The sequence below is a fragment of the Thiomicrorhabdus sp. 6S3-12 genome (assembly GCF_017571475.1).
Taxonomy (GTDB): Bacteria; Pseudomonadota; Gammaproteobacteria; order Thiomicrospirales; family Thiomicrospiraceae; genus Thiomicrorhabdus.
The window spans coordinates 203254-225541 of sequence record NZ_JAGETW010000005.1; the positions used below are offsets into that span (position 1 = coordinate 203254).

Sequence of the window (22288 nt, forward strand, 5' to 3'; positions counted from 1 at the left end):
CTTTATACGGAAGCGGGTTTGTTCGAATTGTCGGCTTTCGGGTGACGCCGTGCTCTCTGCTGACCGGACGGATTGTTAGAACGATTATCAGCCGCTTTAGCGCCTGTGCTGTTACGTTGCGGTCTGCGTCTTGGACGACGTGGTTTAGTGTCATCTTTTTGGCTGCCGTCGTTACGGTTTCCCGGCTTGGCCTTAGAAGGGGTTCCAGGCTCTTGAATGGCCTGCAATGTTTTATTTTTCTTCGGTTTTTTAGGCTTTTTCTTTTTGATGCCCAGTTTGGATTCAGGCAGGGCTTTTTGCGGTTCGAATCCAGACATGATTTTACGCGGCAATATCTGGTTGATCAGGTTTTCAATGCCGACCAGCTCCTTATACTCTTCGGCGCAAACCAACGAGATCGCTTCCCCATCGCATCCGGCGCGACCGGTTCGTCCTATACGGTGAACATAATCTTCGGAAACATGCGGCAGGTCGAAATTGACCACATGCGGCAGCTGATCGATATCGATCCCGCGGGCGGCGATATCGGTTGCGACCAGAACCTGTAGTTTGTTTTCTTTAAACTCGTTTAAGGCGCGGATACGAGCATTCTGACTTTTATTGCCGTGGATCGCGGCGGCTTTGATACCGTGTTTGTCGAGCTGGGTCGCCAGTCGATTGGCGCCGTGTTTGGTACGGGTAAAGACCAGAAGCTGATACCAGGCATGTTCCTTGATAAGGTGAATCAGCAGGCGGGTTTTATCCGCTTTATCGACAGGGTAGATTGATTGCACTACGGTTTCCGCAGTCGAGTTTTCCGGGGTAACGGAAATTTCGACCGGATTGTGTACCAGACCTTTGGCAAGCGCGCGGATCTCGTTGGAGAAGGTGGCGGAGAACAGCAGATTCTGTCGTTTAGCCGGCAGTAAGGTCAGAATTTTTTTAATGTCGCGAATAAAGCCCATATCCAGCATGCGATCGGCCTCGTCCAGAACCAGGACTTCAAGGTCGTCGAAACGGATGGCGTTTTGCTGATAAAGGTCAAGCAGGCGCCCCGGTGTCGCGACCAGAATATCGACGCCTTTACGCAGTCGCTGCATCTGCGGGTTGATTTTGACACCGCCGTACACAACCGTTGAGCGCAAAGGCAGTTCCTTGCCGTAGGTTTCAACGCTTTCACTGACCTGAAGTGCCAGTTCCCGGGTAGGAGTCAGGACCAGGGCACGAGCCTGATTGGATTTGGCGATCCGTCCCTGTGACAGTTTTTCCAAAAGCGGCAGGGTAAAGCCGGCGGTTTTACCGGTTCCGGTTTGTGCTGCCGCCATAACATCGTGGCCTTCGATAATGGCCGGAATAGCTTGTGCCTGAATAGGGGTCGGGGTTGTGTATCCTGCGGCTTCGACCGCTTTGAGGATTTTGTCGTTAAGGTTTAGTTGGCTAAATTGCATAGATCATTTTTCTCTGACTGTTTACGAGCGGACTCGAAGATGGGTGCGCCCGTGATTTCAAGGTTTCGATCTACAAAGAAAGAGAAATAAGAGAAAACAAGCGCCAAACTAAACGCGGCATTGGCAGCGCCTAGAATAAAGGACGGCAAGCATACCTTAAATGCCGGTTAATAGCGATAACAATCGTGTGTTTACGCGCAATACCTCGGCCGATAATGCTTTGAATGTGCACGGGTTTTCGATGCCTGCTTTGCGTCGGGAAGAGCGGTAAGTTTGCGCCTGAATGCGTCTGTGGACGCTTTCTGAATGTTGAAATAACCACTGCTCTATAGCGCATTCAATAACTGCTGAAATTTGGGGTGCTGTTGCAGTAGTTTTCCGCCGGCTTCAATCAACTGCTGTTTTTGTTCTTCGCTCAGGTTAAACCCGGTTGGAATGGCGTTAAAAAATTGGCGCTCTTTTTCATCTGCCAGCTGTTTGAAGTTTAGTTCGATAAAGTACGGCGTAACCTGTTTTTGCGGCGTCGACAGACTGGTACTCCATGAGGCCATTGCACGTTCGAAGAGTTCCAGAGTGGTTGCATTGTAGCGGTGAATCTGAATATCGGTCATGGCATTCAGGCTGGTTTCAATTGACGGCGTGGCTCGGGTTTTGGCCAAGTCGAGCGACGATTGGGTTGACGCGTTGACGACAATGACAACCAGCTTGTCCGATGGTGTCCGCTTCAGGCGTTTATTCATGGCCTGCGGTCCGCCGGAAAGTTCCATAAAGTCGTAAATGGCACGAAGTCCCAGGTTATCGGTAATCCCGCCGTCTACCAGATGCAGATAACGATGTTTTTCCTTTTCATGCAGATAGGTGAGTAATCCTTGTCGCGTTTCTTCAAGCTGCAGACTGTTAAGCGGCGAATCCTTGATCAAAAGGTTGTTCGGCGAGCAGCCGCTGAAATTCTCCACGACAACCGGGTTGAATAGAACCGGTACCGAAGAAGAGGCGGTGACGGCGCGCGAAATCGGGTAGCGTGACAGATCGGAACAGAGTAAGTCGAAATATTCCTGAATGAAACTGAAGCGCACGCCATTGCTCAAATCGGATGCATTGATCATTAACAGCGGAGCATTTTTTCGTTTTCCCAGGTCGGCGAAAGTCGCTCCCTTAAAGACGGATTGCTCATACAGGTCGGCGGCGATATCGGTGCGTCCGAGATTGGAAAACCATTGCGACGGGTACAGCAGTTCGGTAATCAGATTTTCCTGAATGTTCTGGTTGAGAAAATCGTTTTCGAAATGTGCGAAAGTCCGCTCGCCGTGCAAGACATAATAGGCCGCGGTAAAACTGCCGCCGGAGACCGCGCTGATGACATCCACTTCCGAAAGCAGGCTGTCATTGCCTGACGGACTTGATGGTGTTTGACGTAATGCTTTAAGAACGCCGTAGGATAAGGCGGCAGCGCGCGACCCGCCTCCGGAAAAGCTCAGTACCAAAGTGATTTTACCGGGAGGTCTGCGATGAATCTGCGAGGCAATACCGTAACTGTCATTTGTAGAGGACGGTGTGATTTTCTTGTTGCTGATGACACTGTGAGTGGTGCACCCGCTTAAGAGCAGCATACAGATAATGCCTGTTGCCAGTAGATACGGTTTCATAATACTTTACCTGTCCTTATATAACAGCGTTTGCAGGCTCTGATTATAGAAGAGTTATCCGGATTTGCGTACTCGCTGCCATAAGCATTTCGCGTCCGTATGAATCATTGGTCAAAAGGTTTCCCCTGAAAAGAATCGATAAGTGCATAAAGGCGTGCATTATGTCAATATAGATAGACAGCGGTATGGGGGGTTAAAGATGGGATTCGATTTTTCACTCGTTTTGGTTTTTGTCTTTGTGGCGATGATTGCCATTATTATGTTTCTGACAAAGAATAAATAAAGAGCAGATAAGCGTTGATAAGCCGCCGATGTCAGCGTTATAGAGTATTTTGATGTAGCAACCATTAAGATTATATGAAACGCGCTACTGTCGCGTTTGCGTCATGGTCTGCGGTATGGTAGCGTGGTGGCTTTAAATTTATTGCCAGGCGGTAATGCCTGTTTCGACTATAGAAATCTGTGAATTTATCCTGCTTGAGGGCGCGGTTGATTTTAAGGTTTCGCAACTAAAGGATTTTTCGTATGCGGTTATTTTCCGGCAAATTGCTTTTCGCACTGTTTTTAGCGAGCGCGTCATTGACTTCACAAGCTCAACCGCCGATGGCACAGCAAGGTCAGATGCAAATTTCTGAAGAGCAGAAAAATCTGATGGTGCAGATGCGACAGGCGCAAATGGCTTTGCAGCAGAACCAACAGAAGTTGCAGGTTATGCAGTCAGACGTGATCGATAATTCCGCTGAATTGCAGAAGCAGCGCGATTCCCTTCGAGCCAAAGTGACTGAGAAAATGAATGTCGACGGCTATGATTCCGATGCCGAAATGAAAGCTTTGGGCGATATTATCCAGAAGTATCAGGCCAGCGGCGAAAAGCCGAGTCAGGAAGTGATTATGGATTTCCAGAAGCGTCAGAGAGTTTTTCAGCAGAAGCAGATGCAGGTTCTGCAGGATAAAGAAGTTCAGTCCATGGCTCAGAAGTTCGAAGACTCTGTTATGCAGGCCGTTGAAAAGAAAAATCCCGACAGCGCTGATTTAATCAAGACGATTCAGCAGCAGACTGACCAGGTTAGACAATTGCAGCAGCAGTTCCAGGCGGCAATGGCTAAATAAATAGATTGTTATCTACTGTCTCTAAAAAGAAAACCCGCGCTTTGCATGGCGCGGGTTTTTTATTGGCCGTTGTAAAACTGTGAAGGTTTAACGGTTACGCTGAGACCTGTTCAAGCGCCTGTTCAATATCGGCAATAATGTCGTCGATGTGTTCGATCCCGATCGAAAGTCGGATCAGATCTTCGGAGACACCGGCTTTGGCCAGTTCTTCGGCATTCAGTTGACGGTGGGTTGTCGTTGCCGGGTGGCAGGCAAGCGATTTCGCATCGCCGATATTCACAAGACGTAGAATCATCTGCAGTGCGTCGATGAATTGTCCGCCGGCGTCGCGTCCGCCTTTGACACCGAAACTAAGAATGCCGGACGAACGTCCGCCGGTGATTTCCTGGCATAGGGCATGATATTTATCGTCTTCCAGCGCAGCGTAGTTTACCCAGGAAACTTTCGGGTGATTCTTCAGATAGCGGGCTACCTGCAAGGTGTTTTCACAATGTCTGTCCATACGCAGGCCTAAGGTTTCCAGGCCTTGCATAATCAGGAAGGCGCTGTGCGCAGCCAGGGCGCCTCCGGTATTGCGCAAAGGAATCACTCGGCAACGCGCGATAAAGGCGGCCTGACCGATATCTTTGGTGTAGCTGACCCCGTGGTAAGAAGGATCCGGCTCGTTTAACATCGGGAAGCGTTCGGCATGTGCCGCCCAGTCAAAGTTTCCAGAATCGATAATCGCGCCCCCCAGAGTCGTTCCGTGACCGCCGATATACTTGGTCAGCGAGTGGATGACAATATCCGCGCCAAGCTCGAAAGGACGACAGAGATAAGGAGTGGCAACGGTATTATCGACCATTAGTGGAATACCGTGTTTATGGGCGATTTCGGCAAGCTTTGCGATGTTAACGATATTTCCGGCCGGGTTTCCGATGGATTCGCAGAAGATCGCCTTGGTGTCTCTGTCGATTGCCGCTTCGAATGCGGCAAAGTCGTCGGCTTTTACCATGCGCACTTCGATTCCCTGACGGGGAAAGGTATGGGCAAACAGATTATAGGTTCCGCCGTAGAGCTGGCTGGTACTGACGATGTTGTCGCCGGCCTGGGCGATGGCTTGAATCGCGTAGGTTATTGCCGTCATGCCGGAAGCGACTGCCAACGCTGCAATACCGCCTTCCATTGCGGCAACGCGTTCTTCCAAAACGGCATTGGTCGGGTTCATGATCCGTGAATAGATATTCCCGGGGATCTTCAGATCGAACAGATCCGCGCCATACTGGGTATTGTCAAAGGTATAGGATGTCGTCTGGTAGATTGGAACCGCAGCGGATCGGGTTGTCGGCTCCGATGTATAACCGGCGTGGAGAGCAATCGAGTCAAGTTTCATGCAAAGTCCTTAGTGCGAGTAGTAAAACGGTCGGGTTTCGATTAAAGAAATTCATCTTAACAATCTGAAACCCGATGAAGATAAAAAAAATTCATCTCAGAATGAAGAATTCTGAATCAGGCGGCAGGCCGATCTTCAGGGTTGGCGGTTTTCGAGAAAAGCCATTTTGATTCCGGTATAGATTAAAGCGCTACCGGCGGTTTTATTCACCAGATTGATGGCCCAGGCCTTAAGTTGCTGGCGGGCAAGATGTGCTCCCAGATAGGCGTATAGGCTATATACCAGGACGTCGGCCAAAAAGCAGGTGAGTCCCATAATCAGAATTTGTGTTAAAAGCGGCTCCGTCGGATCAATAAACTGTGGCAAGAGTGCTGAAAAATACATCAGTGCTTTTGGGTTGGCCAACTGAACGATCAGACCGTGGCTGTATAGCTTCGTCGGGCGTGCATCGGTTTTTCCGCCCTCGAAGCGGATTGCCGATCCTTTACTGAAAAAAACACTGAGCCCCAAGTAGAGCAGGAACAGCACGCCGAGCCATTTAATAATTGCAAACAGCGTGCTGGAGGCAATAATCAGCGTAGCAATCCCTGTTGCAGACAGTGCAAAAAAAATAACGTCCGCCGAGGCAATACCAAGAACGCCGATAAACGCTTTTTTGGACTGTAACGATGCCCCTTGCGCCGAGGCAACCATGGCCGACGGCCCCGGAACCATAATCAGCAGGAGGGTAGTAACCAAAAAGATCGAGTAGAGTTCAATGTTCATTGCAAAGAGAGGGCTCCAAAGGTTCAATTGATCGGCGGCGGTGTCGATCGCACACTATTTTTTAAGGGACTCTTCAATACGCTTGCGCTCTTCGATCCAGGATTTCTGGTCGAAATCGACGTTCATGCAGTCGTAGCAATGTTCTTTGAAAATTCCGATTTTGGCCAGCAGCCAGTGAACTTTGCAGCCCAGACAGAAGCCGAATACAGCCTCTAGCCACATCAAGATGAAACACAATCCGACCAGTAGAGGGATAAAGTCCGGCATATAGTTGCTATCGGTCGGTAAAATCGTCTCTGAGAAGAGGGCATTAACCATTCGCGCCAGAGTATCCGGATTAAAGAATACCAGACAAGAAATAATCAAGGTCGTACCGATGACCCAGGCAAAGCGCTTAGGCTTGAGTGGTTCCCATTTCGGACGGACATTGCGTGTCAGGAAGGTGGCGAGATGAATTGTCGGCGACAGATAAGCGGTTTTGACAAACATTCCGCTGATCATTTCAAACAGTCCATAGAGTAACACCAGACTGGGAATCGTATAATCGAATACGGTTTTAAAGGCTTGAACATTGAAGATAACACGCCAATCTTGAGTCATTTCAAAGGTTTCTTCAACAAACGTATTCGGTACAACCGTCCAGGTTGGCGCCAGAACTGTGGTAAACAGAACGATGACCATATAGATTGGCAATAGCAGTAACAGCCCGGCTCTGAGTTGAACGGCGTATTTATTGATGAAAAGTATCTCTTCAGATTTATCTCTGAACCAAAGGTTTTTGAAATGGTATCTCACGATGCGAAACTCCGTTGACTGATGTTCTTTGTATTGTTATTGCTTTATATTTATAAGCATTTGCTTATATGTAAAAATGTTCAAAAATGTAATGCTAACTACTGTTAGTTAGGATAAGTGAAAATTACCAAGCGTCAAGAGCGCTGAAACTAAAAAATTTTCAGGGGTTATAGAAATAAATGATTGTCTTAAGAGGATGGGAACGCAGTGCGTGACAGGCGTTAATTCGGTTACCAAGGATTGACTGTTGTTGCAGTATGTCGGCAGACGTCGGTAAAAGCACGTCTGCCGGTATCGTGACGATGGAGATTTAGGCTAGGCCGAAGGCTCCGATGACTTTATCTGTGTTTTGTTTCGTCAAATCTTTGGATAGAAATTTGCAGATTTTTTCTTTGGTTTGACTGCTTAATTTGCCCGCCACTTTTGTATGAATCGGTGCGGATGCGGCAAGGTAGAGTTTACCTTTGTGGTTATTGGCAAATTCGTTGATAAACTCGCCGAGATGGTCGATCGAGCGGTTTTTTATTTCAATATCGCTTTTGTTTTCGTAGGAACTCCCAACATCGCTTACGGAGTTGGAAAAGTCTCCGGCTTTATCTGTATAGATTTGGGAGATTTTGGCTAGGCTCTCAAAGTTTTCTTCTAGTTGGTATGTCTGCAGAGAAATGCTGCTTTGCGTACTTTTATTGATTGAAAAAACTTTCATGTTCCCTAAATCAACCAATATTGCATAACCAATTGTGCTCATAGATATCCACCTCGATAATAACTAACGCGTCTGTTTGCGTAATCGACAAACTTGAATGAGACGTTAACTTTATAAACAACAGCCGGATTTACTGGCGTTACAACCACGGCTCCGGTAAATCCGAGTTTCAGGATCAGTTGCGCCTGCTATAGATTATGGGTTTTACAAATACGTTTTTTAGCGCAGCTGATTTTTCAGTCTATCGCGTAAGCCATGCCGAATTCAAAAAAAATCATATAAAAATCAAATATTTCACGTTTTCTTTTTTTCGAATAACTTATTGAATGATTTGCATTGAGTGTGAATTAAAATGCTTTATTTAGTGTATTTAATGAGTTTTTAGGGGCGGGGGAATGGTGGGAATTCGGCCCCCAAAAAGGGGGCGAAGGTCATTTCCCGGATTGCAAAATCATCTGCTGCAGGTGCAGGCTTAGGCGGGCAAGATGGTGACTGACTCTTTGCATCCAGCGAATCGCTTCCAGTGAATCCCAGCACTGATCGGCATTAATTTCGCCCTGTCCCATACGTTCGACCATTTCGTGGCGGTAGGTTTCCGCATCCTGATTGATGAAGCGGCTTAATTCCTCCGTTAATACGACGTTCTGTTGCCATTCTTTGCGTGCAAGCGCGTTCCGGAAGCGTTCGATATCTTCGGCCATGCGTTGAGAGGATTGATGCAGGGTTGGAAATTGTTTGCTTGCTTCGGCGCGGTCGGATTCTTCCTCGCAGCGTTCGTGCAGACGTTGCAGGTGGTCAAGAATATGAATCATCTCAACCAGACGTTGCCACTGGAGGTGATCGCTGTGGCTGAGGTGAATTTCATCCAGGTAGTATTGTGTCTGATCCAGATTCTGCTGAAGTTGCTGTAGTTTGGACGCAGCGTGCTGCGTTGCAGGGGGGCTGACAATCAGCTTAAGTTCGCCGATCAGTTCTTCGCTTAAGGTCAGCAAACTCTGTTGCACTGCGTTCAGCGCCAGATCCGGAGTGTTAAGCAGTTGTGGATCCAAGGCGTCCATATAGAGATTTTCTTGCGGAAACATGCGAATAATCAGACGTGCAAATTGTTTGGTGGAAGGCAGGATCAGTATGACGCCGAGCAGATTGAACAGGGTATGAAAGCCGACGACGGCGATTTCCGCATTTTCGTATAACGCGTCAGGCGAAAACCATTCCCATAGTGAGACATAGGGGATGATTAAAAAGAGCGCGAGTACGGCGGTTAAAAGATTGTAAACAACATGCGACAGGCCGGTTCGTTTGGCTCCGGTTGTGCCGCCGATAACCGCTACCAGAGATTTGACAGTGGTGCCGATATCCATCCCGATAACCAGAGCGATTGCCTGTTCGAAAGTAAGCAGTCCGCTGAAAAGGGCCGTCAGAGTTAAAGCCACACCGGCACTGGAGGATTGCGTGATGGCGGTAAAGAGCAAACCGATCAACAACAGTTGCAGAATGCCGCTCAGATTGTTTGCCGGCAAATTGCTGAAGTCGACAAATTCCACCAGCCCGGCCATCGCATGCTGCATGGTATCTATGCCGATAAAAAGCAGGCCGAAGCCAGCGATTGCCATGCCGCCATGTTTCAGTTTTTGCGAACCGAACAGATACAGTAAGGTTCCGCCAAGAAGGATCAGTGAAGCAATAGACGCTATGGAAAACTTGAAGCCGAGCAGCGCGACCATCCAGCCGGTAATGGTCGTGCCGATATTGGCGCCGAAAATAATTCCCAGAGAGTTGCTGAAACTCATCAATCCGGCTCCGACAAAGCCAATGGCCGCCAGAGTCGTGGCGCTTGAGGATTGAACAATGGCGGTACTGATCGCACCGGTCACGGCGCCGGTTGTCGGGGTTCGGGTAAAGCGCAACAGGGCGGAACGGATTTTATCGCCGGCCAGTTTCTTCAGGCTGTCGGTCATAATGACCATCCCCAGAAGGAATATTCCAAGACCGCCTCCGGCAAGCAATAGGTTGTGAACTTCCTGTATCACGGCTCGGTATCCCTTGTTTGAATCGTACAGGCCATTATAAGCCCGCCTGAACAAGCCCGGCAAACCTTAAGACTGCTCGCCTGTTTGCCTCCGAGTTGTCGCTACTGGTAAGGGTTCGTCTGTTAATTATTCGTGCGATCTGCTAAAGTCTGGCCATTGCTATTTAATGGATTGAATAACTATGAAAAGAGACGATTTCAGTGTCGCTTTGCGCGAAATGCTGCAGATGCAAAATGAACTGAATAATGCCACCAACGGAGATCAGTGGCGTTCCGGTAAGACTCAACTGGGTAAAACGATTGATTGGCGTCGCTGCATCGTGATGGAAACCGCCGAGTTGATCGACAGTTATCCATGGAAGCACTGGAAGAGTGTCGATGCCGAGACCGATATCGAAAACGTCCGGATCGAGTTGGTCGATATCTGGCATTTTCTGTTGAGTCTGGCGCTGGAAAACTTTGAATTGGATCAGGCGCAGGCATGCATTTTACAGGCTATGCAAAACGATCAGCCGATGGATCTGTCCGAAGATGTGATTGAACAGGTTCGCGTACATGAACAGATGATGGCTGTAGCGCTTGAATCCACGACGCTATCCGAAGCTTATCTTGAAAAGCTTTCAGCCTGTTTTTTACGCTCTTGTCGGACAGCCGGTTTGGACTTTGCCCGGTTATATCAGATCTATATGGCCAAGAATGTCCTTAACCAGTTCCGGCAGGATCACGGTTATAAAGAGGGGACCTATCGTAAACACTGGGACGGCAGGGAAGACAATGTGGTGATGTTCGAAATCATCGAAGAAATGTCCAGCTTCTCCGGCGAAACGTTGTACCAGTCTCTCAAGATCGCCTATAGCAGACTGGATTAAGGTTTATGCATACTATCAAAGCGGTCATTTTCGATATGGACGGTCTGATTGTCGATTCGGAGCCTTATTGGAAACAGGCGGAAAAACAGGTTTTTACTTCTTTGGGGTGCGAGGTGACGGTTGAAGATCAGCTGCATACTGCGTGCCTGACAACGCGCGCTGTAACCGACTACTGGTATGAGAAATCACCGTGGTCGATTTTAACCAAGCAGCAAGCGGAAAACGCTGTCGTTGAGGAAGTGAACGAACTTTTGCGTAAGCAGTGCCAGGCCAAACCGGGCTTTTTCGATGCTTTAGAGGTTTGTCGCAGTGCCGATGCTAAAGTCGGACTGGCGTCGAATGCTCCGTTGCGACTTTGTCACACGGTTGTTTCATCATTGTCCTGTCAGGACGTTTTTGAGTGCGTTTTGTCAGCGGAAATGGTTTCGGCCGGCAAGCCGCAACCGCATATTTATCATCGGGCGCTCGAAACTTTACAGGTTACAGGTTCTCATGCTCTGGCTCTGGAAGACTCGCCAACCGGCGCTATGGCTGCCAGGACGGCCGGTATGAGAGTAATCGGGGTGCCGTCCGAACCTCGATATCGTCGTCCTATGCAGGGATTGGCCGATAAGGTGCTGCACTCGCTGGACCAATTCAGTCTGGAACATTTGCGCTAAGGAAAAGCGTTTGGCCAACCTTTGATGGTGGGGGCTAGAGAGATGTTTTCTTTGTTTGCGCTTTTGCTGTAGCGTCTTCGGTTTGAGTGTGTCGGTGATTTTCTTGCATAACCTGTCATCGCTTGCACATGAGTCTCTACAGACTGGGTCTTTTTGTTTGTTCGGCCTTTCGGCGTAGAATGAAAAGACGCTTTCTATCGCAGACAGGTGTTTTTATGTTCATTATGCGTTCTCTAATCTTATGCGGGCTGATGTTTACTTTTGCAGTACAGGCTGGGGATCGGCCAAGGGATCTGTCAGAGGAAAACCCTTTTGCAATTGAAACAATGGCCGAAAATCTCGGGGTTGTCTGGGCGATGGACGCCCTCGATAAAGAGACCTTTATTTTTACCGTGCGTTCCGGGAAAGCGGGCTTGCTTGAGCTTAATACGGGTAAGGTAATCTGGTTGTCAGGTTTGCCTGAGGTACATGCGCAGAGCCAGGGGGGATTGCTGGATGTTGCGGTGCCTCCTGACTATGTATCAGGCGGCTGGATCTACTTTACCTACAGCAAGCCGGGGCTGTTACAGGCTAAAACGACTCTGGCCAGAGCCAAGCTCAAAAATCATTCGCTAACGACTTGGCAGGATCTACTGGTCAGCGACTCGGCCAGCTTGCGAAATATCCATTTCGGTAGTCGTATTGCTTTTGATGGGAAAGGGCATCTGTTCTTTTCGATCGGCGACCGCGGTATGCGTTCACCGGCTCAGGATCTGAGCAATCATATGGGATCGATTCTGCGTCTTAAAATGGATGGTTCGGTTCCGAAAGATAACCCGTTTGTAAGCCGTCGGAACGCAATGAATGAAATCTGGAGTTACGGCCATCGTAATCCGCAGGGGCTGTATTACGACCCCGCTAGCGACAGGCTTTGGGAAATTGAACACGGGCCTCGTGGCGGAGATGAAATCAATCTGATCGAAAAGGGTCAAAACTATGGCTGGCCGGAGGTTTCGCGGGGGAAAGAGTACTTTGCGGATATTGATGTCGGCGTCAAGTACCAAGCCGGTATGCAGGAACCTCGGAAAGTGTATATTCCGTCGATTGCGCCGAGCGATCTGCTTGTGTATTCGGGACGTGAATTTCCGCAATGGAACGGCGATCTGTTGACCGGAGCGTTAAAATTAAGGCATCTTAATCATGTCGTACTCGACAGCGACGGCAATCCGTTGAGCGAGAATCGCTATCTGCAAGGGCTCAATCAGCGTATTCGCAGCCTGGCGCTGGATCATGATGGGCGGATTTTTATCAGTACCGATTTAGGGACGATTTATCGCTTAACAAATAATAAAAGAGAGAATAAATGAAGCAGATTTGGGTGGATGCCGACGCGTGTCCGGTGGTGATTAAAGAGATTCTTTTCAAGGCGGCGCAAAGAACGCACACTTCGGTGACGCTTGTGGCTAACCACTTTATGCGTATTCCCAGTTCGAAATACATTCATCTGCGTCAGGTTCCCAGTGGATTTGATGTCGCCGATAACTGGATAGTGCAGCACTGTGCTGCTCAGGATCTTGTAGTGACCGCGGATATTCCGCTCGCATCGGAAGTGATTGCCAAAGGTGCATTGGCGCTGAATCCGCGCGGGGAACTTTATACCGAAAGCAATATCCGCGCACGTCTCAATATGCGTGACTTTATGGAATCGTTGCGTTCCAGCGGTATTCAGACCGGCGGCCCGGCTGCTTTGAACCAGCAGGACCGCCAAGCCTTTGCCAATCAGTTGGATCGCTGGCTGGTCAAGTAGGCATTGTGTCGGCGAATGCGGTTCGGCAAGTTAGCCTTAGCCGCTTTGCATTCTTAACCCGCTTTTATTAGGTTGCCCAGCCCGGCATAGTCTCCGCCCAAGCGAGACAGAGGATCCAACGCCAACGGATCAATACGCTGTTGTGCATCCAGTATCTTGTCGTCAATATGCATCGCGATGACTTCACCGTATATGACCGCCTGCGGCGCCTTGCCAATTTCATCGACCCGGTGGAGTTTGCAGTACAGTGCAACGGGGCACTCGGCAAGCCGTGGCAGTTGTGAACCGGTAAACGGTATGGTTGCCAGTCCCAAGGTTTCTACTTCCGATTCGCCGTGACGAGTGATGGCCGCGGATTGATGCACCGCGTCGGCCTGTTGACTGGTCGGGATGTGAATAACAAATTCGTTATTTTCGAGAATATTGCGGGCAGTGTCTTTCGGCTGACCTTTTTCCGCATCGTCGGTTTTTTTGCCGGCCGAGAAAAGCACCAGCGGCGGATTGCTGCAGATTGCGGTAAAGAAAGAATAGGGGGCGAGATTATAGCTCTCACGATCGCCGTTTTGGCTAAGCACCCAGGCAATCGGACGGGGAATAATCGCCTGAGTCATCGCATGATAACGTTCTGTAGGCGTGAGCTGTGAAAAGTCCAAATCCATTTTTAACCTCCGTGTTTATTGTGCTTTATAGTGTTTTAGTAACGTTCTGTTATGAATTTAGACGTGAAGTACTCGTATCTAAAAACAAAAAAGCGGGAGAAGTTTCCCGCTTTGATCGAATGTTTGGATAAGGTGCCTTAGGAGACGATTTCCAACAATTCCACATCAAAAATCAATGCCGAATAAGGTGGGATTTTACCGCCGGAACCTTGTGGTCCGTAGGCCAGATCGTGTGGGATATAAAGACGCCATTTGGAACCTGTCGGCATTTTCTGCAGCGCTTCAGTCCAACCTGCGATGACACGATTGACCGGGAATTGTGCCGGTTGACCGCGTTCCACTGAACTGTCAAAAACCGTACCGTCGATTAGCGTACCGTGGTAGTGGGTGGAAACAACCGATTCTGCCGACGGCTTTTCGCCGTTCCCTTCAATCAGAATTTCATACTGTAGACCGGACTCGGTCACGATAATGCCGTCTTTCTGGGCATTTTCTTCAAGGAACGCTTCGCCCGCTGCCATAGCTTGTTTGGCCATACTTTCCTGCTTGGCCTGCATCATTTCGTTGATTTCCTGAAATGCTTTGGCGAAACCGTCGTTGTCGATCGGACTTGGTTTACGCAGCAGTGCATCCAAAAGGCCTTCCGCGACAGCTTGAGGGTTCATGCCGTCAAAAGGATCGCCGGCCAGTTGGTCGCCCATTTGACGTCCAAGACCATAGCTGACAATATCCGGTGAAGTCGTGTATTTTTCAGACATTTACGTCATCCTTATTTGATCTCAATAAAGCTGCAAATCATAGCACATAATCGCGCATGACCGATTATTATGACTTTTCGAAGTATTTTTTCAGTGGTTTAATGCTGATATGTATTTTAATAATGCCGTCAGCAATAGCTTTTCGAGAGGATGTTAAATGCAGAATACGAATACAGAACAGTCCGGAACAACGCTTGAGTCACAAGTCGTCATTACGGATATCAAAATGCCATTCTGGTCAATGGTGTGGTTTCTGGTGAAACTGAGTTTTGCAGCGATTCCCGCTGTGATGATTGTCTGGTTGGTTTTTGCCTTAATCGGTGCCGTTTTCGGTGGCGTGGTCGGAGCGCTCGGATTAAATCTCCACTGAGTGGTATTTGAGTAGATTTGACGATGGAGTTAATTGCCATCCCGACCGAACAGACCACGGCGGCGACGAATGCGCTTCTCGCGCTCGTTGCGCTGCTGTCTGGTTTCTTTATGAGCCGTTTGCGGTATCTGCACCCGTGGAAACTTCTGGTCTGGCGTGGTGTTTTCTTTCTTCTTGCCGCAGCGGCTGCGCTCGGAACGCTCGTTCACGGTCTGGTATTCGATCCGGCGATATTAAAGCTGATCTGGCATCCGTTGTATTTATGTCTGGATCTTTTGGTCGCTCTGGTTTTTCTTGCTGCCGCATTTGATCTTTGGGGGTATCGGGTCGCACGCAAACTGATGCCGGCGATTTTGATTATTGCTTTGTTGGCCTTTGCGGCAACGGTTTTCAAAGATAATTTCCGTTTTTTCATCGCTTTTGAAGTAGTCGGAATGCTGTTTGCCTTGAGCGTCTATCTCTGGCTCAGCTGGAAAGGTCGAGCGGGAGCCTCCTTTATGACGGCTGGCATTATTCTGTCGTTACTGGCGGCGGCTGTGCAGACACTGGATTTTCTGTCGTTTAACTTCCTGTGGCGTTTCGATCATAACGGTATTTACCATCTTATTCAGATTCCCGGGGTATTGCTGCTAATCAAGGGGATTAAGGATGCCAACCAGGATCGGGCAAAAAGGCTTAAAAAGTTTGCGAAAACTGTTTCCGGAAGTAACCGGGGCTGAATTTATCGAGTTTGATGAGGTTATGGTCAATGAGTGATTTGGAAATCGCTTTTCGGTTAAACGATCAGATTTTGACGTTCTGGCAATTCTATGTCGCCTGGTCGGCCGGAGTGATCGGTTGGGTTTTTTCCAGAAGCCGTCCCTGGAGTTTGCAGAAATGTCTCGGCGTTGCAGCCGGCGTCATGATATTTAACGTTTTTAATCTGGTCGGACTTTATAAAACGGTTTCAAGTCTGTCTCTGATTCTGACGGCCATGCGGGATCAGGCATATCAGGTTCCAGCGGGACTCACGGATGCGGTTTTTTATGCAACCCTTCAGCGGCTTGAGGTTGGGCATTGGTATATGAATATCGGACCGCATCTTGTGGCGGATGCCATTGTTTTATTCTTTATTCTGGTCGTTGCACGACGCGTACCGCGTGCGCCGACGTGATTCTGCTTCCATTCGGTGTTGTCGGTTGTTTCTGGATAGGGTATAAGCTTATAGGTCAGGAAAGCTATCAATCTAAGTCATTGATGTTAAGTTAGATTTCTGATTGTTGTTGTGGAGGGTGAGACTGATGGAACCGCATGCATTTCACGCCAGACTGGCTGGTTTTTTGTATCTGCTGATTATCTTTTTCGGTATTTCCAGTGAAATTTTGGTTCGTTCGAGTCTGATTGTTAATGGCGATGCGGTGCTGACGGCTGAAAATATCCTTGAGCAGCAAAACCTGTTCCGTTACGGTTTTTTTGCCGATGCATTGATGCTGTTTTCCGATGTTGCACTTGCGGTGCTGCTTTATATCATTCTTAAACCAATTAACGCTCTGCTTTCCCTGATGGCGATGGTTTTCAGGCTGATGCAGGCATCGATTTTGGGATTGAATCTACTCTTTTATTTTGCGGTCCTGATGGTTCTGCAGACTCCCGCCTTGAATGCTTTTGACAGCTCCGAAGTTCAGGGGATGGCGTTGTTTTTCAGTGAACTGCATGGCTACGGTTACGATCTGGGCCTGCTTTTTTTCGCATGTAGTAATTTCCTTCTGGGCTATCTGCTGATCAAATCCGACTATTTTCCGTCTCTGCTGGGATACGGTCTTATGGCCGCCGCTGCGGTGTATTTATTCGGCAGTTTCAGTCGTTTCCTGTTACCTGAGTTACACGCTGTGCTTCTGCCGCTGTACCTGATACCGTTGATTGCTGAATTGACTTTCGCATTCTGGTTGCTTGTTAAAGGAGCAAGCGTCAGAACACGCTAGTGGCAGTTGAATCTTATTGGCACCTCTGCGTTTTTCTAATTGATCTGAATACTTTTCTTACCTGTAAAGGTCTGCTAGCCTGTTAAGGGTACTGTTTAAAATGCTTTGCAAACAGTGCATTAATGTTTTCATTTGGTAAGCAGTCAGCCATCTATTTGGCGAGGAGGGGAAGCGATGTCCGAAATTATTCAAGAGATGACGAAAGAGGAATTCCGTTCAGTATTGGACGATTATTTTGCACCAACAGAACAAAGACGCCAGATGACGGATCAGGAGGTAAAAGACCTGGCCGACCGGCTGAATCAGCGAATTGACGTTCCTTTATTGAAAGAGATGGGCGAACGTAAGGTTCTGATTAAGATGGTGTTGAAAATTGATCATTTTCTGTACAACTATTTGCCGAATGAAATTTACGATCTGGTGCGTTCGATCGATCATGGTATTTCCGACAGTGAAGCGAAACATCTGATTACGCGGATATCGAAACTGGCCAACAAGGAAATCAACCTCGTTTATTTGCCGGAAGCAGCGGAATATATTGTGATTCGCTTTGTGATCAGTGTCATCATGAATGCCGCGCGCCGGGATTGGGATTTTAATTTTGCCAAAGACCGCAGTGACCTGGAACTTGAAGATATTCTGTCAGACTGAATAGGATTATTTCCGGTTTGCGTTTCAATCCGATTGCTATTGCAATACGATAACGATTTTTATGGATATCAAGTTGAGTGACAGATGAAGCATCGGCGGATTATCGAAACACTTGAGGCTTTAGGCGACTCTGATACCGCCTCTAGAACCCAGAGTTTTTTTAAAACCGCTCGTGGCGACTATGGCTACGGGGACCGTTTTCTAGGCATCCGCGTGCCGGTTCTGAGAAAATTCCTGCCGGATTACCGCACGCTTGCACTGCAGGAGGTGGAACAACTCTTGTCTTCTCACTGGCATGAAGTTCGGCTGTTCGCTCTGCTGCTGTTAGTTGACCGCTTTCAACGTGGTGACGAGAGCATACAGGAACAGATTTACCGGATTTATCTAAGCCATAGGTCCAGTATCAATAACTGGGATCTGGTCGATTCGTCTGCTCCGCAGATTGTCGGTGCTTATCTGTACCAGAGGAAAAACGCTGTCGATGTTCTTTATCGGTTGGCGCAGTCGGAATCCTTGTGGGACAGGCGTATCGCCATTGTTGCCTGTTTATACTTTATCAGGCAGGGCGAGTTTGAAGAGGCTTTGTCTTTATCCGAACGATTACTGGATGACTCGCATGATCTTATCCATAAAGCGGTTGGCTGGATGCTTAGAGAAATCGGTAAACAGAATCTTGCCGTCGAACAGGCATTTCTGGCGCGGCATTATCGGAAAATGCCGCGAACCATGTTGCGTTATGCAATAGAGAAATTTCCCGAAGAAACTCGTCAGGCGTATCTAAAGGGAAAAATCGGCAATTGAAGTACAGTCATAGCGCCTACATCGACATGAACGGTAACACCGAGTGGGTTTTTGAGACTGCGACCAGATAGAAAATAACGGCCAGCGCAAGCATCCAGTAGAGGGCTTTTTGCAAACGGGTTTTGGCAAAGCGGAAAGCCATCAGGCCCAACAAAATATAAAGTACCAAGCCCGCGATTTTAATCTGAATCCAGTGCTCAGACAGCCCCCATGGACCTAAAGCTAATAAGGTCAGAGCACTGATTAAAAGTGCCGTATCGATAATGTGTGGTAAAACTTTAGCGGCTTTACCGTTAATCCAGGACATTTCGAAGATGTGTCCCAATCCTCGGGCAAAAAAACCGATAATGCTCAAAAATACGCTGATCTGGTGGATGAGTAGGGCTAATGCCATAAACGGAGACTCCTGCTGTTTGCTATGATTCGTTTTTCAGGGCTTTATTTTAGCGTTTTTTGAATTTTTCGTGCTTCTTCTCATAGCCTCCGCCTCTTCCATTAAGACGCTACGCATGGTTTTAGTGCGTTCCAGGTTCCGACTTGTGCGAAAAAATCCCCAAAATAGGCTCTAAACGCGTCCAGTTTTTTAGCGATTTTTATAAGTAATTGCTAATTAAGAGCAAAATCGATATGGATTTACTATTGCTTATAATGGCTTATAAAATAGTGCGCTTTAAATGATAAGAGGGGGCGACAATGCAAGAGGCGATTCATATTTACGATATGCATAAGGAGCAGATCGAAAAGTTTCTGATTGAAACCATCAATCACAACGCGGATCATTTTAAATCCGACCTTCCGGGCCTGAAAAGTCTCTACAACATTCTTCCCAGTCTTGAGTTGATCTATGTTACCGATGAGGATTTCATTCAGATCACGCCGAACCTGACCCGACGCAAAGAGATTACTTCGGCAAATGGCCGCGATCGCCGCTATCTTGTCGATAGAGTTCATCCCATGGGGGCGGATATTTCGATCAGCGATCCATACATCAGTTCGGCTACCAGCGAATCCTGCATCACTTTAATGTTCAAGATCGAGGGACACTATGTCTTTCTCGATTTCAATCTCTTGACGTTGCTGACACGGTTCGGGCTGCTCGAGCGCCATGAGGTATTTAACCGTGTGACCCTGGCGTTCTATTTCCTGGTAGGAGCCTCTTTAATGTTCTTCTCGCTGATGTCGATCGGTTATGCGTTTTTCGATTATATAAAGCAATTGCTCGATCCCACTGATTACACCCTTGAAGCGGTATTTAAACCGATTATCGCTTTAACCATGGGGTTGGCGATATTTGATTTGGCGAAGACGCTGATGGAGAGGGAAGTCTTTTTTAAAGCCTATGCGGACAAACAGGACGATGCTAAGCTGCTGAGCAAATTCATGACGGCAATCATTATCGCCCTGTCGATAGAGGCCTTGATGGTTGTGTTCAAGATCGCGTTGAATGACACCTCACAGTTGCTCAATGCGCTTTACTTGATTATTGGTGTTGCGCTGATTATCTTCTCTTTGGCGCTGTACTCTAAATGGGTCATTGATAAAAATGTTAAAAAGCAGCAGAAAGTGGATCTGATTAAATATAAATAAACGCTTGCATTGACCTCTGTAAACAACTGCGCGGTTGGCCATGTAATGGGGTTTTGTGTCTCGTTGCCGTTTATTGTATGGTGATTGACGGTTCACTAGATGAACGATTATTTAAGGTGTGGTGCAAAGGAGGATACCCGAATGAAAAGCGTTATCGGAGGACGGTGGCAATTTACAAAACCTTTTCTTGTGGCGGTTTTTCTGTCCCTTGCCGCCAGTGGCTGTAGCTGGATAAAGCCGATACAGGGTGCCGAACAGATTGAGCTGGTTACGGTTCAGGAAATCATTTCCTGCCAGAAAATCGGCGCGGTCAATACATCTGTCTTGTCTAATGTCGGATTTATCGAGCGCAGTTCCGAAGCCGTAACCGAAAATTCGGTTGCGCTGGCGAAAAATGAGGCTGTCAGAATGGGCGGCAACCGTATCGTTGCAGTACAACCGCCTGAAGACGGTCATATGCGTTTTGATATTTATCTGTGTAAATAATACAAATACATTTCCAATAGCGCCTGCTTGTCCAGCAGGCATACATCTCAATACCTCATCACTTGGGTTTTACGCCGACTCCATACTCGGACAGAATACTCAGACTCAGATATTTCTTTGCAAGTACCGTGCTGAAACGGATGCACTCAAAATCTCCTTTCTAAAACGCCGACTGTAGCTCGGACGCATAGCCTGACGGATTTTTTCTCAAAAAGTGGAACCGATTAGCGGTATTTCCTGGCTTTGTAAAAGAAATTCACTGTAATTTTTAAAAAAAATAAATTTTTTTTACTTTTTTTAAAATTTAACTGGTAAAAAAAACTGACTTGGAAAAACCGTTTAAAATACTTTAAGTATATATATATGTATATATAACTACTTATAGCTGGGTACTTTAATTTGTTAAGCAATATTTACAGTAACGAAACTATACAGAGTAAGAAAAAGTTACTGGGCCGTGCGGGCAATTATGTGGGGTAAAGAAAATTTTTAATATAGGCTCCGTAAAACAAATTTACTCAGCTTGGAGGCAGTCAAAATGGCACAGGTAATCGGTACTATCCGCTCAGTTATTGGTGAAGTTAAAGTAAAAAATCCTCTTACCGGTGAAGAGAGAATTCTTGGTGAAGGTGATCAGGTGTTTCAAGGCGAATTGCTTCTGACTGGTCCTATAGGAAGTGTCTCTCTTGAGCTTGCAAATGGTGAGACCTTGTCTTTAGGCCGTGCAAGCAGTCTTAATCTGTCGGACGAGCTGATCTCTACAGCTGACAGTCCTTTGCAAGCCGAAACTGTTACAAGCATCGAAGCTTTGCGTCAGGCGATCTTCGAAAGCAACGGACCGATTGAAGTCGAAGCAACGGCTGCCGGTGATGATGAGAGTTCTCTTCAGGCGGCAGTGGTTATTGACCGTCTTGGACTTGAAGGACAAGTTGATACCGCATTTGATACCTCTGCAACCAACACTCTAAGCACTGCACCAATCACTCAGTTGATCGGCGGTTTGACAGACCAGGTTGGTGGAATTCTGGATTCGATTGTCAATCTTCCAGGTCAAGACGGTGATGATACCGGTCTGGAAGACATTATTAAGGATCTAATTGACGATTTGATTAATATTGTCGACAGCGTGATCGACGATGTGCTTGATCTGCTTGATGACCTGATCGGTCAGATTGAAGACCTGATCGATAATGGTATCGATCTGCTTGAAGACTTGATTGATATTGTTGTTGAGTTGGTTCAGGATCTGGTCGATGTGGTAACTGAAATCGTTAATGACCTGGTCGATGGAATTGAGAACATCGTTGATCAGGTAATTGAAACGGTTAGTGATCTTATCGATGATGCTTCCGGAATTATCGACCAGGTTGTTGGAAGTGTTGATGGTCTTCTGGAAAACCTGAATGAACTATTGACCGATGTAACCGATACGGCTGGAAACGTTCTGGACAACGTAGGTGGTCTCCTAGAAACCCTATTGGGCGGGGAGCCTGAAGAAGGAACGGCTGGTACCGTTGATCAGATTGTCGATCTTATCACCGATCAGGTGGACGGATTACTTGGTACGGACACGGGATCTTTGGATGATGGTTTAAATTCAGTGACTACCGATGTTCAAGAACTGTTGACCGGCGATCAGACATTGACCGAAGTGGTTGACAGCCTACTGGGTGGAGAGCCTGAAGCAGGGACTGCTGGTTCAGTAGACCAGGTAGTTGACGGAGCTACTGACCTTGTTGATCAGCTGATTGGTACTGATACCGAAAACCTTGACGACGGTCTGAACGCTTTGACTACAGATGTTCAAGAGCTGTTGACCGGTGATCAGACATTGACCGAAGTTGTTGACAG

24 protein-coding genes are annotated in these 22288 nt (G+C 47.6%); 14 read left to right on the forward strand and 10 right to left on the reverse strand.

Features of this window, described 5'->3' with window-relative positions; translation table 11 throughout:
• Window positions 1–2 precede the first annotated feature (2 nt).
• Together J3999_RS07755 and J3999_RS07760 are read right to left on the reverse strand one after the other, a co-directional pair.
• The gene (locus tag J3999_RS07755) at window positions 3–1427 is read right to left on the reverse strand and encodes a DEAD/DEAH box helicase (RefSeq protein WP_208127335.1); all 1425 of its coding nucleotides are present in this window, start codon (window positions 1425–1427) and stop codon (window positions 3–5) included.
• Window positions 1428–1753: 326 nt separating this feature from the next.
• A complete protein-coding gene (locus tag J3999_RS07760) occupies window positions 1754–3073 on the reverse strand; it encodes a patatin-like phospholipase family protein (protein ID WP_208127336.1) in 1320 nt (439 codons plus the stop codon).
• A gap of 525 nt (window positions 3074–3598) precedes the next feature.
• On the opposite strand from J3999_RS07760, the gene J3999_RS07765 reads away from it, so the two are divergent.
• Window positions 3599–4183, forward strand: coding sequence for a hypothetical protein (locus J3999_RS07765; protein ID WP_208127337.1), 585 nt, complete (start codon window positions 3599–3601; stop codon window positions 4181–4183).
• A gap of 94 nt (window positions 4184–4277) precedes the next feature.
• Here J3999_RS07765 and J3999_RS07770 read toward each other — a convergent pair whose 3' ends face one another.
• From J3999_RS07770 to J3999_RS07790, 5 genes are all read right to left on the reverse strand, one after another.
• Entirely contained in the window at window positions 4278–5555 is a 1278-nt protein-coding gene (locus J3999_RS07770) for an O-acetylhomoserine aminocarboxypropyltransferase/cysteine synthase family protein (protein WP_208127338.1), read from the reverse strand.
• A 135-nt stretch (window positions 5556–5690) separates the two neighbouring features.
• Window positions 5691–6320, reverse strand: a complete 630-nt coding sequence (locus J3999_RS07775; RefSeq protein WP_208127339.1) for a LysE family translocator — start codon at window positions 6318–6320, stop codon at window positions 5691–5693.
• A 54-nt stretch (window positions 6321–6374) separates the two neighbouring features.
• On the reverse strand, window positions 6375–7115 hold the full coding sequence (locus J3999_RS11900; protein WP_371811871.1) for a DUF4395 domain-containing protein: 741 nt from the start codon (window positions 7113–7115) through the stop codon (window positions 6375–6377).
• Between the two features lie 310 nt (window positions 7116–7425).
• Entirely contained in the window at window positions 7426–7863 is a 438-nt protein-coding gene (locus J3999_RS07785) for a host attachment protein (RefSeq protein ID WP_208127340.1), read from the reverse strand.
• A gap of 389 nt (window positions 7864–8252) precedes the next feature.
• Window positions 8253–9851, reverse strand: a complete 1599-nt coding sequence (locus J3999_RS07790; protein WP_208127341.1) for a Na/Pi symporter — start codon at window positions 9849–9851, stop codon at window positions 8253–8255.
• Window positions 9852–10032: 181 nt separating this feature from the next.
• On the opposite strand from J3999_RS07790, the gene J3999_RS07795 reads away from it, so the two are divergent.
• The 4 genes from J3999_RS07795 to J3999_RS07810 all read left to right on the forward strand — a co-directional run bounded on the left by J3999_RS07795 (window position 10033) and on the right by J3999_RS07810 (window position 13164).
• Window positions 10033–10719 (forward strand): dUTP diphosphatase, encoded by a 687-nt coding sequence (locus J3999_RS07795; protein WP_208127342.1) that lies wholly within the window; start codon window positions 10033–10035, stop codon window positions 10717–10719.
• Window positions 10720–10724: 5 nt separating this feature from the next.
• A complete protein-coding gene (gene hxpB, locus J3999_RS07800; protein ID WP_208127343.1) occupies window positions 10725–11378 on the forward strand; it encodes a hexitol phosphatase HxpB in 654 nt (217 codons plus the stop codon).
• A 179-nt stretch (window positions 11379–11557) separates the two neighbouring features.
• Window positions 11558–12724 carry a PQQ-dependent sugar dehydrogenase gene (locus tag J3999_RS07805; RefSeq protein WP_243755380.1) on the forward strand — a complete coding sequence of 389 codons (1167 nt, stop codon included), beginning with the start codon at window positions 11558–11560 and terminating at the stop codon, window positions 12722–12724.
• Complete coding sequence (locus tag J3999_RS07810; protein WP_208127344.1) at window positions 12721–13164, forward strand: YaiI/YqxD family protein; 444 nt, start codon at window positions 12721–12723, stop codon at window positions 13162–13164. Before J3999_RS07805 ends, J3999_RS07810 begins: the two co-directional genes overlap by 4 nt.
• A 53-nt stretch (window positions 13165–13217) precedes the next feature.
• Here J3999_RS07810 and J3999_RS07815 read toward each other — a convergent pair whose 3' ends face one another.
• Window positions 13218–13823, reverse strand: coding sequence for a flavin reductase family protein (locus J3999_RS07815; protein ID WP_208127345.1), 606 nt, complete (start codon window positions 13821–13823; stop codon window positions 13218–13220).
• Window positions 13824–13960: 137 nt separating this feature from the next.
• Window positions 13961–14581 carry an FKBP-type peptidyl-prolyl cis-trans isomerase gene (locus J3999_RS07820; protein ID WP_208127346.1) on the reverse strand — a complete coding sequence of 207 codons (621 nt, stop codon included), beginning with the start codon at window positions 14579–14581 and terminating at the stop codon, window positions 13961–13963.
• A gap of 157 nt (window positions 14582–14738) precedes the next feature.
• On the opposite strand from J3999_RS07820, the gene J3999_RS07825 reads away from it, so the two are divergent.
• From J3999_RS07825 to J3999_RS07850, 6 genes are all read left to right on the forward strand, one after another.
• Entirely contained in the window at window positions 14739–14951 is a 213-nt protein-coding gene (locus J3999_RS07825; RefSeq protein WP_208127347.1) for a hypothetical protein, read from the forward strand.
• A 23-nt stretch (window positions 14952–14974) separates the two neighbouring features.
• Window positions 14975–15670 (forward strand): hypothetical protein, encoded by a 696-nt coding sequence (locus tag J3999_RS07830; RefSeq protein ID WP_208127348.1) that lies wholly within the window; start codon window positions 14975–14977, stop codon window positions 15668–15670.
• Between the two features lie 29 nt (window positions 15671–15699).
• Window positions 15700–16104: a hypothetical protein gene (locus J3999_RS07835; protein ID WP_208127349.1), complete on the forward strand. Its 405-nt coding sequence runs from the start codon at window positions 15700–15702 to the stop codon at window positions 16102–16104.
• A 127-nt stretch (window positions 16105–16231) separates the two neighbouring features.
• Window positions 16232–16912 carry a DUF4386 domain-containing protein gene (locus J3999_RS07840; RefSeq protein WP_208127350.1) on the forward strand — a complete coding sequence of 227 codons (681 nt, stop codon included), beginning with the start codon at window positions 16232–16234 and terminating at the stop codon, window positions 16910–16912.
• A 174-nt stretch (window positions 16913–17086) separates the two neighbouring features.
• Entirely contained in the window at window positions 17087–17563 is a 477-nt protein-coding gene (locus tag J3999_RS07845; protein WP_208127351.1) for a hypothetical protein, read from the forward strand.
• Between the two features lie 84 nt (window positions 17564–17647).
• A complete protein-coding gene (locus J3999_RS07850) occupies window positions 17648–18364 on the forward strand; it encodes a DNA alkylation repair protein (RefSeq protein ID WP_208127352.1) in 717 nt (238 codons plus the stop codon).
• 16 nt (window positions 18365–18380) lie between these two features.
• On the opposite strand, the gene J3999_RS07855 is transcribed toward J3999_RS07850, so the two are convergent.
• Window positions 18381–18758: a SirB2 family protein gene (locus J3999_RS07855; RefSeq protein WP_208127353.1), complete on the reverse strand. Its 378-nt coding sequence runs from the start codon at window positions 18756–18758 to the stop codon at window positions 18381–18383.
• A gap of 299 nt (window positions 18759–19057) precedes the next feature.
• Here J3999_RS07855 and J3999_RS07860 point away from each other — a divergent pair, with 299 nt between their 5' ends.
• From J3999_RS07860 to J3999_RS07870, 3 genes are all read left to right on the forward strand, one after another.
• Window positions 19058–19951, forward strand: coding sequence for a hypothetical protein (locus tag J3999_RS07860; protein ID WP_208127354.1), 894 nt, complete (start codon window positions 19058–19060; stop codon window positions 19949–19951).
• A 141-nt stretch (window positions 19952–20092) separates the two neighbouring features.
• The gene (locus J3999_RS07865; protein WP_208127355.1) at window positions 20093–20437 is read left to right on the forward strand and encodes a DUF4156 domain-containing protein; all 345 of its coding nucleotides are present in this window, start codon (window positions 20093–20095) and stop codon (window positions 20435–20437) included.
• A gap of 538 nt (window positions 20438–20975) precedes the next feature.
• The coding region (locus tag J3999_RS07870; protein WP_208127356.1) for a retention module-containing protein at window positions 20976–22288 on the forward strand (1313 nt) is incomplete at its 3' end.

Bases quoted from the DNA above. Each gene is read 5' to 3' on its own strand.
- J3999_RS07865 (WP_208127355.1), top strand. From the start codon at position 20,093: ATGAAAAGCGTTATCGGAGGACGGTGGCAATTTACAAAACCTTTTCTT.
- J3999_RS07760 (WP_208127336.1), bottom strand. From the start codon at position 3,073: ATGAAACCGTATCTACTGGCAACAGGCATTATCTGTATGCTGCTCTTA.
- J3999_RS07770 (WP_208127338.1), bottom strand. From the start codon at position 5,555: ATGAAACTTGACTCGATTGCTCTCCACGCCGGTTATACATCGGAGCCG.
- J3999_RS07810 (WP_208127344.1), top strand. From the start codon at position 12,721: ATGAAGCAGATTTGGGTGGATGCCGACGCGTGTCCGGTGGTGATTAAA.
- J3999_RS07830 (WP_208127348.1), top strand. From the start codon at position 14,975: ATGGAGTTAATTGCCATCCCGACCGAACAGACCACGGCGGCGACGAAT.
- J3999_RS07860 (WP_208127354.1), top strand. From the start codon at position 19,058: ATGCAAGAGGCGATTCATATTTACGATATGCATAAGGAGCAGATCGAA.
- J3999_RS07795 (WP_208127342.1), top strand. From the start codon at position 10,033: ATGAAAAGAGACGATTTCAGTGTCGCTTTGCGCGAAATGCTGCAGATG.
- J3999_RS07850 (WP_208127352.1), top strand. From the start codon at position 17,648: ATGAAGCATCGGCGGATTATCGAAACACTTGAGGCTTTAGGCGACTCT.
- hxpB (WP_208127343.1), top strand. From the start codon at position 10,725: ATGCATACTATCAAAGCGGTCATTTTCGATATGGACGGTCTGATTGTC.
- J3999_RS07825 (WP_208127347.1), top strand. From the start codon at position 14,739: ATGCAGAATACGAATACAGAACAGTCCGGAACAACGCTTGAGTCACAA.
- J3999_RS07835 (WP_208127349.1), top strand. From the start codon at position 15,700: ATGAGTGATTTGGAAATCGCTTTTCGGTTAAACGATCAGATTTTGACG.
- J3999_RS07765 (WP_208127337.1), top strand. From the start codon at position 3,599: ATGCGGTTATTTTCCGGCAAATTGCTTTTCGCACTGTTTTTAGCGAGC.
- J3999_RS07755 (WP_208127335.1), bottom strand. From the start codon at position 1,427: ATGCAATTTAGCCAACTAAACCTTAACGACAAAATCCTCAAAGCGGTC.
- J3999_RS07785 (WP_208127340.1), bottom strand. From the start codon at position 7,863: ATGAGCACAATTGGTTATGCAATATTGGTTGATTTAGGGAACATGAAA.
- J3999_RS07805 (WP_243755380.1), top strand. From the start codon at position 11,558: ATGAAAAGACGCTTTCTATCGCAGACAGGTGTTTTTATGTTCATTATG.
- J3999_RS07815 (WP_208127345.1), bottom strand. From the start codon at position 13,823: ATGGATTTGGACTTTTCACAGCTCACGCCTACAGAACGTTATCATGCG.
- J3999_RS07820 (WP_208127346.1), bottom strand. From the start codon at position 14,581: ATGTCTGAAAAATACACGACTTCACCGGATATTGTCAGCTATGGTCTT.
- J3999_RS07855 (WP_208127353.1), bottom strand. From the start codon at position 18,758: ATGGCATTAGCCCTACTCATCCACCAGATCAGCGTATTTTTGAGCATT.
- J3999_RS07775 (WP_208127339.1), bottom strand. From the start codon at position 6,320: ATGAACATTGAACTCTACTCGATCTTTTTGGTTACTACCCTCCTGCTG.
- J3999_RS07845 (WP_208127351.1), top strand. From the start codon at position 17,087: ATGTCCGAAATTATTCAAGAGATGACGAAAGAGGAATTCCGTTCAGTA.
- J3999_RS07840 (WP_208127350.1), top strand. From the start codon at position 16,232: ATGGAACCGCATGCATTTCACGCCAGACTGGCTGGTTTTTTGTATCTG.